The sequence below is a fragment of the Rhizobium azibense genome (genome assembly GCF_004342325.1).
In the GTDB taxonomy this organism is placed as follows: domain Bacteria; phylum Pseudomonadota; class Alphaproteobacteria; order Rhizobiales; family Rhizobiaceae; genus Rhizobium; species Rhizobium etli_B.
This window is the reverse complement of the sequence record NZ_SMBJ01000001.1, coordinates 26533-41559: the sequence shown is the minus strand read 5'-3', so window position 1 is coordinate 41559 and position 15027 is coordinate 26533. Positions and strand designations below refer to the sequence as shown.

Sequence of the window (15027 nt, the reverse complement as noted above, 5' to 3'; positions counted from 1 at the left end):
AGATAAGAAAGAAGATCGGATCCTGGGAATGGGCCCAGACCGAATGCATCACGCGGCGTTCTTTTTCTTCGCCTCTTCCCGTTCGCGAATACCTTCGCGCACGAGCGGCAGGATGTAGCGGCCGTAATCCACCGCATCGTTGAAGTTGTCGTAGCCGCGGATCGAGATCAGATCGGCGCCAAGATCGATGTAGTCGAGAATGGAATCGGCAATCGTGCGCGGCGAACCGACAAGTGCCGTGGTCGCGCCGCTGGCATTGGTGGCCGTGACCGTCGGATACCAGAGGGCTCGGTCATGAACATCGCCGCGCTTGGCGATATCCAGGAGGCGCTGCGAACCGACATTGGCTGGCGGCGCGGCGTTGATGGGCGCGCGCGCCAGACCCCTCTGGCGGTTCTCGTTCAGGCGATCCAGGACTTTATGCGCCTTTTGCCACGCAAGCTCGTCCGTTTCGGCCACAATCGGCCGGAACGTCACCCAGATACGCGGGCGGTCCGTCCGGCCTGCCTTTGCGGCTTGCGCGTAGATACGATCAATTTGCTGTTTCGTTTCCTTGAGCGGCTCGCCCCAAAGTCCGAAGATATCGCAGAGCGAACCGCCGATGCGATAGGCTGCATCCGATGAGCCGCCAAGCGAAATCGGAATGAGCCCGTTGATCGGGCGTACAGCGCTGCGGAATTGTTTGAACTGATAATATTTACCGTCGAAATCAAAAGGCTCCTTCGACATCCAGGCAAGCCGCAGGATATGAATGTACTCTTCCTGCCGCTCATAGCGCTCTTCCTTGTTGAGGAAATCGCCTTCACGCGACTGCTCTTCGTCGCTGCCGCCGGCAATGAAGTGGACGACGACGCGGCCGCCGCTCAGTTGATCGAGCGTTGCCAGCGATCTGGCTGCGACCGTCGGATAGACGGTGTTCGGCCGCAGCGCGACGATGATCTTGATGTTCTTCGTGTGCGCGAGAACCGTGGCGCCGATCGTGAAGGGGTCGAAGGACGAGGAGGAGTATGGGATCAGCGTGTAGTTGAAACCGTAGTCGTCGAGGGCGCGGGCATAGCGCTCGAGAAAGCGAGGATCCACCGGCGCGTCGGGAATTGGGTTCAGGTCGTTTGACGCGTTGGGAAAGCTGACACTTATGAATTCCGCGGCCATGTGCGCTCCTTGATGTTTTCCGAAGAGTGAGACGAGGTTAAGTCGCAGGGGAGAGGGCAGGAAGACAGGTCTTTCTAATTCTATAGATTGTATAGAAAATATTCGCGTGGTACGGGCAAGATGGGCTGGGCTACCCAAATCCGCCGCAGAAACACTCACGGTCCGAGGGTGGGTGACCATCCGAGCTCTGGAGCAACCGTCTCGGCAAGATCGGTCAAAAGCCGTAGGTTTTCGGCAAGTCCAAAGGCAGGGAGGAAGAGCACGACCTCATCGGCGGCGGCAAGCCCAGGGTCATTGAGGACAGCATCGATCACTTGATCCGGCGTTCCCTGGAAGACAGGCGAAATCTGGGCGCCCGCCGGCTGGCCGGCAGGGGCAAGCGCGCCTATGGGACGTGACGCGGCAATGCCCTTGGTGCGGCGCTCCAGATCATAGGCCGCATATTTCTCGCGCAGCTCTGCGGTGGTGCCGACGAGGATGGAGGCGGCGACGGCCACGGGCGGCGGCTCCGTCGCCCACCTCTTGTGCCAGGTGACACGAAAAGTCCCGATGATGCGGGCCTGATACTGCCCGAATGTCTCTCCTTCGGCCTGGTCGTGCAGGACAGTCCCGGAGATGAGCCCGATGCCGAGCTCGGCTGCCTGCACGGCAGACTCGATGCTGGCCGAACCTTGGCGAATGCGGGCCCTGAGCGTCGGGCTATACGGCGTCACACGCAGTTCAGCACCCTGTGGCGCACCGGGACCTTGCTCGACAACCCTATGGAGGACGTCCCCTGCAATCGCGGAGAGAAAGCGTGCCTGGCGGCGTTTGGCCTCTGTGCGCGCGTCGGTGTCGACGGCGCCGAACACGGCATCAAAGCTTGCGTTGGTGCCGGTCGAGATTGCGAGTTCCAACCGGCCGTCGATCAACAGGTCGGTCGTGCCGGCGGCTTCCGCGAGCAGGATTGGATCCTGATAGCGCATCGGAATGACCGCCGATCCAAACGTGATATGCCTGGCATGCTGGCCGGCCGCGGCGAAGAACGGGAGCGGCGACGAAAGGTAGTGGTCGAAGTGCCGCTGATAGGCCCAACCAGACTGGTAACCGAGCCGCTCGGCCTGTTTGAACAGTTCAATCCCATCGCGCAGGCCTTGGGCAGGTCCGGCATCATCATTGAACGACACCCGGGTGTTGAAACCCAGCCGCTGCTTGGGACGGAACGATGCGGGCAGGGTGGTGGATTGCATGGCGATAGTCATGCGATCTGCTCCTCTCGGAATGCTTGCAGGGATCGCGGTTGCTGCCCGCGAGCAGGACCGGCGAAGCCGGAAGGGATCGATTGCAGCAGCGATGCCGTGTAGGGATGCCGAGGATTATCAAAAATGTCCTTGATGGTTCCATGCTCTACGATGCTGCCCCGCTGCATGACCGAGACGGTGTGAGCAAGCTGGCGCACCAGTGCCAGGTCATGGGACACGAAGACATAGGTGAGGCCGAGCTTCGCCTGCAGGGAGAGCAGCACTTCGACAATGTCGGCCTGGACGCCGACATCGAGAGCGGAAGTCGGCTCGTCCAGGACGATGACGTCGGGCTTGAGGATCAATGACCGAGCGATTGCCACACGCTGGCGCTGACCGCCGGACAAGGCTCCAGGCTTGCGCGTCAGCAGATGTTCGCCAAGACCGACATTGGCGAGCGCCTCGCGGACCTCTTCGGCCCGCTCCCTGGGCGTGCCGACCTTGAAGCGGTCGAGAGGCTCGCGCACCAGATGCTCGACACTCCAGGTCGGGTCGAGCGAGGTAAACGGGTTCTGGTAGACGAACTGAAGATGCCGCCAGACTGTGCGCAGCGACGCGTGCGAGAGCCCGGTTAGGCGCTCGCCTGCCACCGAAATCTCGCCCGCATCCGGTTCTTCAAGCCCCAGCAGCAGCCGGATCGTCGTCGTCTTGCCGGATCCCGATTCGCCGACCAGCGCATGGGTCGTTCCCGCCGGGACGCTGAAGGAAACGTCATCGACGGCGGTCAGGTGTTTGCCATCGATCGTGAACCTCTTGGTGACGGCGCTCACTTCGATCTTCGGCGCCTGGTTGGTGGCATCGAGGAGACCAAAGCCGGGATCGCGAAGCCTCGCATAACGATCAGGATTGAGGGCCGGGACGTCGGCATGCATTTTCCTGGCATAGTTCGATGCGGGCGATGAGAAGACAGCCGATGTCCCTCCTGCCTCCTGAACGGTGCCGTCCTTGAGGACCACCAACGAGTCGGCCCGCTCCGCCGCGATTGCCAAATCGTGGGTAATGAGGAGCAGACTGATATCCAACTCGTGCTGCAGACGCGAGAGCAGATCGAGGATCCGTTTCTGGATCGTAACGTCGAGGGCGGAGGTCGGCTCGTCTGCAACGAGGAGCGCGGGACGCGGCAGGACGGCAAGACCGATCAGCACGCGTTGCAGCATGCCGCCGGAGAGTTGATGTGGATAGGAGTCGTATACTCGATGCGCATTGTCGAGTCCGATCTGGGCAAAGGTCTCGAGGACAAGCGCTCTTCGGATAACGGCACTTGGCTCGTCGGTCAGGGCTGCCGCTTCCATCGCCTGCGCACCGATCGTTCGCACCGGGTTGAGGGCGTTGCCGGGATCCTGCGGGACAAATCCGATCGCCCGTCCACGCAAGGGCCGGAACCGGCGTTCGGGCAGGGCCAGCAGTTCCTGACCATCGAACCGGACATGCCCGCCTGTCCGCGCGCCGCCGGGCAGAAGCCGCAGCAGCGCGCGGGCGATGGTGGATTTTCCGGAGCCGGATTCGCCAATAATGGCGAGGCTTTTGCCATGTCCCAGTTCGAAGCCGACGTCTTGAACGACCTCCTGCTTTCCATAGGCGACGGAAAGTCCCTCGACCAGAAGGAGAGGTGCCGCGGGTTGCGGCGCGGGTGCGGGCGTCTGTCTTCGAAGGAATGGCGCAGTCAGTCTGTTTTGCGAAGCCATCGGCTGATCCTATTGACGGAGAGGACGGTCAAGATGGTAACGAAGGCGGGCGCGTATACGAGCCACGGCCATTTGAGGTAATCCTTGCCGATCGAGATCAGCAGGCCCCAGTCCGAAGCGGGCGGCGGGTCGCCGTAGCCGAGGAAGGCAAGGCTGGCGATTACCAGGATCGACTCGCCGAACTGCAGGACGCCGAGCGGCAACACGGAACGCGAGGCGTTCGGCAGGACGTGGCGCAAAAGGATGTACCTGCGCGAACCGCCGAGCAGGAACGACGCCTCGACAAAGGTCGCTTGTCTGGTCTTTATGACCTCCGAGCGTGTCACGCGGGCAAAGAAGGCCACCGCCGACACGCCGGTGGCGACAGCGGCGTTGATGGTCTCGAAGCCGATCGCGCTGACGACGATGACGGCGAGCAGAAATTTGGGAATGGCGAGCAACACATCGACGAGGCGGGCGAAAACGACATCGACCCAGCCGCCGAGAAAACCGGCCAGAAGCCCAATGAACCCTCCGGCGACAACCCCGATCAGGACCGCCACGAGCGCGCTCGAGACAGAGGAGGCCGTGCCGTAGACCACACGAGTATAGACGTCGCGTCCGAGATGATCGGTGCCGAACCAGTGACTCATGCTAGGGCCCAGCAATTTTTCCGCCGGGACGCCGGCGACGGGGCCGTGAATGGTGAACAGGCTCGGTGCGAGCGACCAGGCAACCACCACCGCGACGACCGCGAACGAAAGCGCCACCGTCGGCGGCATCCGCAGGGCTGTCGACCAACCGCCGAGGCGGGTACGTGACGGAGATGAGTTCGAAACGAATGTCATGACGTCACCGCCTTGGTGTCTAAGGACGGGTCGTCCGCGGCAGTGGGGCGTCGCTTCGGCCTTCCAAGAAGCTTCACGCGCGGGTCTAGCAGCGGGTAGAGAAGATCGGCAATGAGATTGACGAGCACGAAGACCACCGCACCAAGCGAGACGACCGCCTGCAGAACGGGCAGGTCCTGCGTGCTGACCGAGCGCTGAACAAGGCTCCCGACACCGGTGCGCCCGAAGACCGTCTCGGTGATCAGAGATCCACCGAGAAGCTCCCCTATGGTGAGCGCAATGACCGTGACGACGGGCAGTGAGGCCGGCTTGAGCAGGTGTTTCGCGAACAGTCGCGCCTGGCCAATACCGCGACTGCTGGCAACCGTGGCGTATTCCTGCTCCGCCTCCTTGTCGAGATTTGCAATAAGGACCTCGGCGATCTGCGCCGAAACAGGAATGCCGAGTGCGATCGCTGCAAACAGGGTCGCCCAGAAGCTGTCGGGATTGATGACGCGGAAGAGACCGAGCTGGAAGCCAAAGACGTGGATCAGTACCAGGCCGATGACGAAGTTCGGCACCGACAGGAACAGCGACGGGAAGCCGCGCAACAATCCCTGGCCGTAGCGCCTGGGAATGAAGCGGCTTCCATAAGCAACCGCCGTTGCGAGGACCAAAGCGACGGCCAGACCAGCGGAGGCTAGAATGAGCGTCGAAGGGAGTACCTCGGCAATCAAGCTTGAAACGGGCCGGTTGGACCGCATCGACATGCCCAGGTCACCGGTCAGGAAAGCCGACAGGGCATTCCACAGCTGCACCAGAACGGGTTTGTCCAGACCTTGAGCCGCAATGATCTCGGCAATCTCTTCTTCGGTGAACCCGTTCTGAGGATTCCGCAGGACACTGGTGATCGGGTCCCCGGGGAGGATGCTGACGACCACGAACGTGAAGACATAAGCCAGCAGGATGACGACGAGCGCCTGGCTGAGCCGTTTTGCAGCGTAGGTTAGGTAGGTATTGCTCATGCCGGTGCCTCGCATTTTCCGGTTACGGTGCGCCTCAATCGCTGACGAAAGCCGTGTAGTAGCTGGCATAAGCAACGCCGTTGTAGACCTCGCCCTTGAGCAACGGAGACTGTACGTAGATGCGCTGCACGATCTGCGTGCGTGGGATAAAATAGCCCTGCTCAAGGACATATTCCTGCAGCTCATCGAGAACCGGCTTGCGCACGTCGATGGACGCGGCGCCGGCGATCCTGTCGCGCAAGTCGTTGAGCTTGGCATCGCGGTCATCGAGGGCGAACCAATTCTCGCCGTTGTTGGCATTGGTCAGGATGCCGGCGACGGTGCCGGCATCGATGAAGCTGCGGGTCACTTCGTAGGCCGGGACGGCCGGGCCGCCATACTTGACCTTCTCGCCGAAGGTCACGACGTCGTAGGCGCGAATGTCAACCTTCCAGCCGATCTTGCCGAGCTGCTGGGCGATGAGCTCGTCGATGGATTTCGACGTTGCGAGATAGGGGTTGGAGTGGAGCGCTATCGTAAGTGGCTTTCCGTTCTTGGCGCGGATGCCGTCGGCGCCCTTCAGCCAGCCCGCCTCGTCGAGGAGCTTCTCTGCCTTGCCGGGGTCATATGCCAACAACGCGCTGTGATCGGTCGCGCCCGGCACGTTGCTTTGGATGAACGATTTCGCCAGTTGCCAATCGGATGTGTAGACTGTGTCGATGATCTCCTGGCGATTGATGCCGGCCTGAAGGGCCTGACGCACCTTCAGGTCATCGAAAGGTGCAAGCTTGGTGTTGATCGCCCAGCCGTTGACGAAACCGAGGTAGCGTGGCGTGGCAATCGTAAATCCCTCCTCTTTGAGGGATTTCAGCTCCTGGGGGGAGGCATTGTAGGCGACATCGGCTTGTCCGGACTGGACCGAGGCGACCCTGAGCGACGGTTCGGACACCAGCTTATAGGTGATCGAATCAAGAAAGGCCGGACCGGTATGGCCGACGGCGGCCGGACCCCAGTTATAGTCCTTGCGCTTGACCAGCTTGACGAAATCGCCTTCCTTCCAGGAGTCGACCACATAAGGGCCGCTGCCGGAAGTCTTGCTCAGATCGGCCTGCTCAGAAGCGGGCTGCGCAATGGACTTCGGGGAAATCAGGATCGAGCCGTGATAGCCGAGCGTCGGAATAAAGCCGAGCGTGGGCTTCTTGAAGAAGACCCTGACCGTGGTGGCATTGACGGCCTTTGCGTGGTCGTAGGTTTTTGGGAAGAGACCGATGGGGTTGATGCCTTCGTTCTTGCGCCCGCCGTACCAGATGTCGAGGTTGGCGACGACGGCCGCCGCATCGAGCGTTGAGCCATCGGAGAACGTCACGCCGCTTTTAATATGAAGCGTGAACTCGGTGGCGGCATCGTTCTGTTCCCAGCGCTCGGCCAGCCAGGGGCTGACCTTGCCCTCAGCATCGACATAGAAAAGCTTGTCGGTCACATGGCCCCAGATGTGGCCCTGGAAGCTGGAGATCGCGCTGTTGTTCGGAATCCATGTATCGCCGAGCGAGTCGATCAGGAAGGTGATGTCGCCGCCTTCGCGCGGACTGTCGGCAGCCCGGGCCGGAGTGAAACCCTTCGGTGCAAGCAGAGCGGCGGCGGCCGCGGATGTCGAGATCAGTAGACGACGTCTCGAAAGGGAGAGCAAGGTGGTGCGTTCGGTCATGAAGGTTCCTGATGGTTCGAGTTGTTGTCTTTGTGATCGTCGAGCGAACTGCGCGCGTCGAGGCGCGCGCGCTGCGACGGCCCGCCGAGCGGACGAAACGCTTGGCCGGAAGCCGAATAGATCTGGGCCTGCTTACGTCAGTGGAACGCAAGCTGCGGTGCTGACGCTACTGCTCAGCGATCGATTGTGATTAAGCCGGATCCCATGCGTGCTGATCGTTTTCGGGTCATGAACGGTCCCCTGTTTTTGACGAGAAGATCATGACGACAGCCTAGCAGGGTGGCTCAACCGAGAAAGACCAGTTGTTCTTTTTCTACTAAAATTATGGATTATTTTGCCGTAGTTATTGACGGTGACAGGATCAGCTTTTCAGAAGAGTTTCGATCGGGCTATTGATCGGCCGACACGCAGAACTTCATACCGTCGAATATCCGCACCGGCGGCGATTCATCGGCAAAGTGCTCCACCTCTACCGTGGTGATCTGCCAGTTGAGCCCTGTGCCAATCGACGAGGTGGGGCGGAAGGCGGCTGTCGATCCACTACTTCATGGCTTGGGTAGAACACCGTCGACGACAGTGCCCGCCGGACTGTCGCCTTCTATCCGCCCCGGCGTGATGAGCTGCTTTTCCACCTCCAGCATGAACTGCCGGATGAGGAGATCGCGGTGCAGTCGCCGAAGGCGGACGGTTTCACGCCGTCCGACAGCCACGGATAGTAGTTGTTGTCGAGATCCCACAGATGAAAATGCGGATCGATGATCGGGAGGTCCTTCATACATGCTACCCTTCAAGAGATCGCCGAAAATGGGGCGCCGACTAGAGCAGCCGGCGTCCGTACCACTTAGTTGGCGGGCGGGAATACCCGTGCGATGACGGCCTTCGCTTCGGGCGTGTCGACCTTATCCGCCGCCACGAGAGGCATGATGAGAGCGAGGTCTTTCTTGACCGGCGCACCGGTGATTGCATTGACGACCTCCTGCGTCTCGTCGAATCTCTGTCCAACGGCCTCCTGGAAGAAGAAGCCCTGGATCGCGTTCGACTTCAGCAGAGAGATCGTCGTCATCCACGACTGCGATACCGACCTTGTCTGTGCCCGCGTGTCTGAAGAACCTTTGCGGCGCCGGTCTCGGCCTCATCGTACATCCCGTAAAGGGCCTTGATGTCAGGATGGGCCGTGAGCATGTCGATCGTCGGCTTAACGGCAACCGCCTCCATCGCTGCGGACTATCCTCAAGCCCTGTTGACTCCAAGACGAGCAACCATTAACAGATTGGGTAATCGATAACCCAAAGCGAACCCAGTGACTGCATCGCTCAATGACATAGCCGCCCGCGCAGGCGTTTCCGTCAAGACCGTCTCAGGCGCCTTGCATGGCGGCTCGGCGCGCATGTCGGAGGAAACCCGGCAGCGGATCAAGGAGATCGCCGAGGAGATCGGTTATGTCACCAACTTCGCCGCTCGCAGCATGCGGCAGGGCTGGATGCCGCTCGTCGGCCTTGTCGCCGACGATCTGATCACGTCGCCTTTCGCGACCGAGATCATCAGAGGGCTCGACGGCGCAGTACGCGCCGCCGACATGGCCGTCTTCGCCATGACGCTCGGCGGCCACCGGAGCATAGCATCGATACTCGACGAGATGCGGCGCTTTCGCCCGCGGGCGATCGCCTATGCCGCCATGTATCACAAGAACGTCGACCTGCCGCCCGAATTTTCCGATGCGGTCGGCGTCATGATCAATTGCCGGGATGCCAACGATCGCGTGACCTCTCTGGTGCCCGACGAAACGGGGGCGGCGCTCGAGATTACCAACTACCTCATCGATGCCGGCCGGCACAATATCGCCTTCATCAATCTGCCGGGGCTGCTCGCAGGCGAACTCCGGGAACTCGGTTTCCGGCAGGCGCTCGATCATGCGGGCATCGACGGAGCCAACGCCATCGTCTTGCCCGCCGTCAGCAAGGCGATCTACAGCGACCGGGCGCACAGCCTCGTGGCCACGCATGTGCATGAGCTCATGAGCGGCCCCCGGCGCCCAGATGCCATCCTGTGCGGCAATGACCGCGTGGCCATGGAGGTCTATGCCGCGCTACGCCGGACTGGCGCAGCCATTCCCGACGACGTCGCCGTTGCGAGTTTCGACAACCAGGTCGAGATTGCCTCGCGTCTCGACCCGCCGCTGACCACCATGGCGCTTCCCCATCGCGCCATGGGCCGCCAGGCCGCGCAAATCCTGCTTGCCGAAGACCGGCTCCCGCTCGGAGTGCAGAAACTTCCGTTCCAGCTGGTGGAGCGGGCATCCGTATAAATTGAAACAGGCCCATTCAATTGAGGAGGAATTCTTATGGGTAAACGTTTACTTTGGTCTCTGGTCCTGTCCTCGGCGCTAACCGCTACATGGGTGCAGGCAGCCGAGAAAACCGCAATCCAGGTCATGCATCAGGGCGATCCCGGTTTTGTCGCCGCCTATGGCAAGGTTGCAGAGCGGTTCGAAGCCGCCACTCCCGATGTCGACGTGCAGTTCATCTATGCGCCGCACGATGCCTATAACGAGAAGTTCAGCGCCGCCGTCATGGCCAAGCAGCTGCCTGACGTCATGGAGCTCGATGCGCCGTTCCTCGCCAATTACGTCTGGTCGGGCTATCTTCAGCCCATCAAACCGCTGATCGACAAGGACCTCCTCGACGACATGACGGAGTCCAACATCGCCCAGGGCACATACCCGATCGACAAGGACCTCTATGCGATCGGCCTGACCGACTCGTCGGTCGTTCTTTACGGCAACAAGAAATATCTCGAAGCGATCGGCGCCCGCATCCCGAAATCCGTCGACGATGCCTGGACCCGGGAGGAGTTCGAAACCTATCTCGAGAAGCTTTCCAAGCTCGACGGCGTGAAGTGGCCGATCGACACCTTCCGCGGCTATGGCATCAAGACCGAATGGATCACCTATGCCTATGGACCGATCCTGCAATCGGCCGGCTGCGACCTCATCGACCGCAAGGCCTGGAAATCCGAAGGGACGCTGGATAGCGACGCCTGCGCCGATGCGCTGGCGATGATGCAGAAGTGGGTCAAGAATGGCTGGGTCGTGCCGCAGTCGGCCGGAACCAACCAGTTCTTCGCCGAAGGCAATCCGGCGGCGCTGGCGCTCGGCGGGCACTGGGTCTATGCGGAAGCCGCCGCGACCATGAAGGACAACATTGTCGTGCTGCCGCTTCCAAAGTTCGGCGCCAAGGGTGCGAGCCCTGATGGCACCTGGATCTGGGCAATCACCAAGACATCGGCGCATCCCGATATCGCTGGCAAGTTCATCAGCTTCCTGCTGAAGGACAAGGAGTTTCGGACCTTCGTCGCAAGTCAGTCGGGTTACCCCGGACTAAAGAGCTTCGCTGCCGAATCTCCGCTCTATGCTCCAGGCGGCCCGATGGCGATCGCCTTCGAACAGGCATCGAAGACGGCCGTCGCGCGCCCGCCGCATCCAGCCTATCCGACCATCACCTCCGCCTTCATGCAGGCCGTCGACGAGGTGTTCAATGGCGGCGATCCCAAGGAGGCGCTGACATCGGCCGCCAACAAGATCGATCAGGATATCGAGGACAATGACGGCTATCCGCCGTTCGGCGAAGAGCAGTAAGCGTGGTCGCCGCCGACAGGTCGAAGCCCTGCGATGTCTCCGCCGGACATCGCAGGGCGGGACCGGCATCCAGGTTTGGAAAGGAGGAGCTGCATGGTCATGCAACAATCGACATCTTCGACATCCGTCCGAAAAGCTCCGGTACGCCGGCATGACAAGGGACGGGCGATGCAGGAAGCGGCCATGCTTGCGCCGGCCGTCGTCCTATTGACCCTCTTTCTGATCCTGCCGTTCCTCTTGTCCTTCTGGACGGCGATGACCAACCAGCCTCTGGTGCCACGGCCGACGCCGATCCGGTTCGTCTGGTTCAACAATTTCATCCGTATGTTCCAGGACGATCTTTTCTGGACGGCGCTCTGGAACGTGTCGCGCTTCACCTTCTGGATCATTCCGGCGCAGTGCGGCCTCGCCTTCGCGACAGCGCTCCTGCTTCATCAGAAGCTGCCGTTCCGCAATCTTTTGCGCGGCATGTTCTTCCTGCCGGCGATCACCTCGATGGTCGTGGTCTGCGTCATCTGGGGCACTCTGTTCCAATATCCGACGGGCCCGTTCAACCAGATCCTCGTCTTCCTTTCCGGCGGAGCGATCCAGCCGATCGATTGGCTCGGCGATCCGCAATGGGCAATGTTCTCGCTCGTCCTGCTCTCGGCCTGGCAGGCCTATGGCTTCCAGATGATCGTCTACCTCGCCGGCCTTCAGGGCATTCCGGACGAACTCTACGACGCCGCCAAGATCGACGGCGCGAACGCTTTCCGCCGCTTCTGGCATGTGACCATGCCCGGCCTGCGTCCGACCCATGTCTTCGTGCTCGTGATCACGACCATCCAGGCCTTCAAGCTCTATACCCAGGTCGCCATTCTCACGCAGGGCGGACCGAAGAGCAGCACCGAAACGGTGGTGCACTACATGGTCCGCGCCGGCTTCGAAGAGCAGAAAATGGGCTATGCCTCCGCCGTCTCGGTCATCCTGTTCGTGATCGTTCTCGTCATCGCGCTGATCCAGCGCCAGCTCCTGAGGCGCTTCGATGTCTGATATCGTTCTCTCGATCCCGCAGGCCCGCAGCGCGCGGCCTCGTTCCGCCGCCAGGGTTCTCCGAAGCGTCCAAACGGCCTCCATCTTCATCATCGCATTGGTGATCGTCTCTCCGTTGCTGCTCCTGGTCGTGGCGAGCCTCAAGGACGACAGGTTCCAGATCCTTGCCGACATGGGCAGCTTCCGGGCCTTCTGGGTGTCGAACCCGACGTTGTCCAACTATGCGGAAGTCGGCCACCTCTCCGGCGAACTCGCCTTCGGACGATACCTCATCAACTCGCTGATCATCCTGGTCACCACGGTTTGCTCCGGCCTGATCGTGAATTCGATGGCTGGCTTCGTTCTGGCCTGGGGATCGCTCAAGGGCCGCGCCATCATCTTGTCCATCGTGATCGCGCTCTATGTGATCCCGCAGGAAAGCATCATCATGCCGCTCGTGATCATGGTCTCGCGTGCGGGAATGTCCGACACCTTCGCGGTGCAGATCGTGCCCTGGGTCGCAAGCCCCCTCTACATCTTCCTGTTCTACCAGTTCTTCGCGCAGCTGCCGAAGGAATTGCTGGAAGCGGCCGAGATCGACGGCGCATCCTTTTTCCGGGCCTATCGCTCCATCTTCCTGCCGCTTAGCCTGCCCGCACTCGCCACCGTGTCGATCCTGATGGGTATCGAGACCTGGAACCAGTATCTCTGGCCAATCCTCGTCACGCAGACCGACTATGCCCGGCCGATCGCCGTCGCCATCGCGACCTTCTTCGGACAGGACAGCATCTACTGGGATCGAGCGATGGCCGCCTCCGTTTTGATGATGATCCCGATCCTGGGGCTCTACCTCGCATTCCAGCGCTGGTTCGTGAGTTCGTTTATCGGCTCTGCCGTGAAAGGTTGAATTGATGACAAGCCAAGCGATTTCTGCCTCCGATGAAGTGGAGCTGGAGACGATCAGCGCCGTCCTGCCCGCGGGGTCCACGGTCCATGCCTGGATCAAGGCATCCCATGGCGTAGCCCCGGGAAGGCTGACGGCACATGTCGACGGGAACACGGCCGGCGTTGTCGAAACATCAAATCCGCATGAGTTCGAGTTTCGGCTGCTGACGCTGGAAAGAGGCGGAGACACCGTCTTCTCCTACGATCCTGCTACAACCGAGGTCTCGGTGCTCTATGCCTTCCTTCAGCCCCGGGTTCTCGAGGAGGGCATCCGGCTGCTGCATGTGCGCCCTGCCAATGCCGCCCCCGCAGTCCCGGGGGGCTATCATTTCCGCCCGCCCTTCGGCTGGATGAACGATCCGAACGGGTTTGGAAGGTTCGGCGGCAGGCTGCACCTCTTCTACCAGCACTATCCCCACAGTCTTCGGTGGAACAACATGCATTGGGGCCATGCGGTCTCGCAGGATTATCTTCGCTGGACGCATCTCCCGATCTTTCTTCCGCCTTCGGATGAACTCGCCGCGCGGGCCGACGGGCGGGGCGGCGCATTTTCCGGCTCGGCGATCGCTCTTCCCGGCGACGAAGCCGGTCTTCGCATTTTCTTCACCGAGCATATGAAGGATCGGGAACCGGAGGAACAGGTTCAGTTCACGACCACCAGCCGCGATCTTGTCAATGTCGACCCGGCAGACCTGATCCTGCCGACGCGTCCTGCCGGGCTTGGCCTGACGAGGGACTTCCGCGACCCTTACGTCTTCTCGGGCCCCGACGGCAAATGGAAGATGCTGCTTGGCACGCGAGACCGCGAGGGCGGCGTCATCCTGCTCTATGAAACCGATGATCCGGCCGCGGCATCGGGATGGACTTTCCTTGGCACGCTTCACCGCGAGAACCGCTTCGGGATGACAGCGGCGGAGTGCCCCTGCATGGTGCCCCTCGACGGTCCCGCAAGCGACCCTTCGACGCGCTGGGCCCTGATCTTTGGTCTCCTGACGAGCCGCGACCCGGTAACAGGCCGGCGCAACATGACGCTTGCGACCATCGGCCGGTTCGATGGCCAACGGTTCTTGATTGAATTCGAACAAGAACTGGATTTCGGCACCGACGCCTACGCGTTCCAGGCCTTCGTCGACGAGGGGGGGCCGGTCGGCATTGCTTGGCTTGCCAACTGGACGGATATCTCAAGAGAGATCGACATGCCGACGGCGATGACCCTGCCGCGCCGGCTGGCACTGCAAAGCGGCGCGCTGATCACGCCGCCGGTATCAGGCATCGAAAGCCTGCGGCAGCACCAGCTGGATGCCGGAGGTTTTCTGGATGGCCGGACTGTCGATCTCGTCAACGGCTCCGTCGAGATCCTGCTAACCCTGGGGCAAGCCGGCAACGCTTTCCGCCTCGATCTCGAACATCCCGGGGCGACGGTCGCGGTCCAGCTGAACAAGGACGGGCTGAGCATTCCTTTTTCGGTGGCGAATACCAAGGCAGCTCCCCGCTATATCGCCGCCGGCGCCCGCCCGTCGACCATCCGGATCTTTCTCGATGCAGGCTCGATCGAGGTCTTCGCCGACGATGGCCGCTGGACGGGAACCAAGCGGCTGCCCGGTTTCAACGGGGTGAGCGCAGTGCGCCTTACGGCACCTGAGAGAAACATTGTCGCCGCCGAAATCTGGCAGCTCGGTCTTTGATCTCTGGAGGAAAAAACGACGTGGCATCCGTTACGATCGATAGCCCGCAAGCATTATGGCTGTTCCAGTGATCACGAGGCGTCTCCGTCGATATCCGTTGCGCTCGTCGGCCCCTTGGGC

11 protein-coding genes and 2 pseudogenes are annotated in these 15027 nt (G+C 61.3%); 5 read left to right on the top strand and 8 right to left on the bottom strand.

The features are described 5' to 3' along the window. Positions 1-48: 48 nt before the first annotated feature. The 8 genes and pseudogenes from EV130_RS00185 to EV130_RS00155 all read right to left on the bottom strand — a co-directional run. Positions 49-1152, bottom strand: coding sequence for an LLM class flavin-dependent oxidoreductase (locus tag EV130_RS00185; RefSeq protein ID WP_132658874.1), 1104 nt, complete (start codon positions 1150-1152; stop codon positions 49-51). Positions 1153-1307: 155 nt separating this feature from the next. After that, a complete protein-coding gene (locus tag EV130_RS00180) occupies positions 1308-2393 on the bottom strand; it encodes an LLM class flavin-dependent oxidoreductase (RefSeq protein WP_132658872.1) in 1086 nt (361 codons plus the stop codon). Then, the gene (locus EV130_RS00175; RefSeq protein WP_132658870.1) at positions 2390-4117 is read right to left on the bottom strand and encodes an ABC transporter ATP-binding protein; all 1728 of its coding nucleotides are present in this window, start codon (positions 4115-4117) and stop codon (positions 2390-2392) included. Before EV130_RS00175 ends, EV130_RS00180 begins: the two co-directional genes overlap by 4 nt. After that, positions 4096-4944, bottom strand: coding sequence for an ABC transporter permease (locus tag EV130_RS00170; RefSeq protein WP_132658868.1), 849 nt, complete (start codon positions 4942-4944; stop codon positions 4096-4098). Before EV130_RS00170 ends, EV130_RS00175 begins: the two co-directional genes overlap by 22 nt. Beyond that, positions 4941-5948 (bottom strand): ABC transporter permease, encoded by a 1008-nt coding sequence (locus tag EV130_RS00165; protein WP_132658866.1) that lies wholly within the window; start codon positions 5946-5948, stop codon positions 4941-4943. The genes EV130_RS00170 and EV130_RS00165 overlap by 4 nt, the downstream gene beginning before the upstream one ends. Before the next feature lie 34 nt (positions 5949-5982). After that, positions 5983-7632 carry an ABC transporter substrate-binding protein gene (locus EV130_RS00160; protein WP_132658864.1) on the bottom strand — a complete coding sequence of 550 codons (1650 nt, stop codon included), beginning with the start codon at positions 7630-7632 and terminating at the stop codon, positions 5983-5985. Positions 7633-8281: 649 nt separating this feature from the next. Beyond that, positions 8282-8407 (bottom strand): annotated as a pseudogene (locus EV130_RS34145) (amidohydrolase family protein); the annotation flags it as partial. A gap of 66 nt (positions 8408-8473) precedes the next feature. Continuing rightward, positions 8474-8835, bottom strand: a pseudogene (locus EV130_RS00155) (type 1 periplasmic-binding domain-containing protein); the annotation flags it as partial. A gap of 97 nt (positions 8836-8932) precedes the next feature. On the opposite strand from EV130_RS00155, the gene EV130_RS00150 reads away from it, so the two are divergent. The 5 genes from EV130_RS00150 to EV130_RS00130 all read left to right on the top strand — a co-directional run bounded on the left by EV130_RS00150 (position 8933) and on the right by EV130_RS00130 (position 14907). After that, complete coding sequence (locus tag EV130_RS00150; protein WP_132658862.1) at positions 8933-9937, top strand: LacI family DNA-binding transcriptional regulator; 1005 nt, start codon at positions 8933-8935, stop codon at positions 9935-9937. Positions 9938-9973: 36 nt separating this feature from the next. After that, positions 9974-11266: an ABC transporter substrate-binding protein gene (locus EV130_RS00145; protein ID WP_132658860.1), complete on the top strand. Its 1293-nt coding sequence runs from the start codon at positions 9974-9976 to the stop codon at positions 11264-11266. A gap of 93 nt (positions 11267-11359) precedes the next feature. Next, positions 11360-12298 (top strand): carbohydrate ABC transporter permease, encoded by a 939-nt coding sequence (locus tag EV130_RS00140; protein WP_132658858.1) that lies wholly within the window; start codon positions 11360-11362, stop codon positions 12296-12298. Then, positions 12291-13184, top strand: coding sequence for a carbohydrate ABC transporter permease (locus EV130_RS00135; RefSeq protein WP_132549909.1), 894 nt, complete (start codon positions 12291-12293; stop codon positions 13182-13184). The genes EV130_RS00140 and EV130_RS00135 overlap by 8 nt, the downstream gene beginning before the upstream one ends. A 4-nt stretch (positions 13185-13188) precedes the next feature. After that, positions 13189-14907 (top strand): GH32 C-terminal domain-containing protein, encoded by a 1719-nt coding sequence (locus EV130_RS00130; RefSeq protein WP_132658856.1) that lies wholly within the window; start codon positions 13189-13191, stop codon positions 14905-14907. Positions 14908-15027: the final 120 nt, after the last annotated feature.

Excerpts from the sequence above, each read along its gene's own strand:
- EV130_RS00185 (WP_132658874.1), bottom strand. The coding sequence starts at position 1,152 with ATGGCCGCGGAATTCATAAGTGTCAGCTTTCCCAACGCGTCAAACGAC.
- EV130_RS00180 (WP_132658872.1), bottom strand. The coding sequence starts at position 2,393 with ATGACTATCGCCATGCAATCCACCACCCTGCCCGCATCGTTCCGTCCC.
- EV130_RS00175 (WP_132658870.1), bottom strand. The coding sequence starts at position 4,117 with ATGGCTTCGCAAAACAGACTGACTGCGCCATTCCTTCGAAGACAGACG.
- EV130_RS00170 (WP_132658868.1), bottom strand. The coding sequence starts at position 4,944 with ATGACATTCGTTTCGAACTCATCTCCGTCACGTACCCGCCTCGGCGGT.
- EV130_RS00165 (WP_132658866.1), bottom strand. The coding sequence starts at position 5,948 with ATGAGCAATACCTACCTAACCTACGCTGCAAAACGGCTCAGCCAGGCG.
- EV130_RS00160 (WP_132658864.1), bottom strand. The coding sequence starts at position 7,632 with ATGACCGAACGCACCACCTTGCTCTCCCTTTCGAGACGTCGTCTACTG.
- EV130_RS00145 (WP_132658860.1), top strand. The coding sequence starts at position 9,974 with ATGGGTAAACGTTTACTTTGGTCTCTGGTCCTGTCCTCGGCGCTAACC.
- EV130_RS00140 (WP_132658858.1), top strand. The coding sequence starts at position 11,360 with ATGGTCATGCAACAATCGACATCTTCGACATCCGTCCGAAAAGCTCCG.
- EV130_RS00135 (WP_132549909.1), top strand. The coding sequence starts at position 12,291 with ATGTCTGATATCGTTCTCTCGATCCCGCAGGCCCGCAGCGCGCGGCCT.
- EV130_RS00130 (WP_132658856.1), top strand. The coding sequence starts at position 13,189 with ATGACAAGCCAAGCGATTTCTGCCTCCGATGAAGTGGAGCTGGAGACG.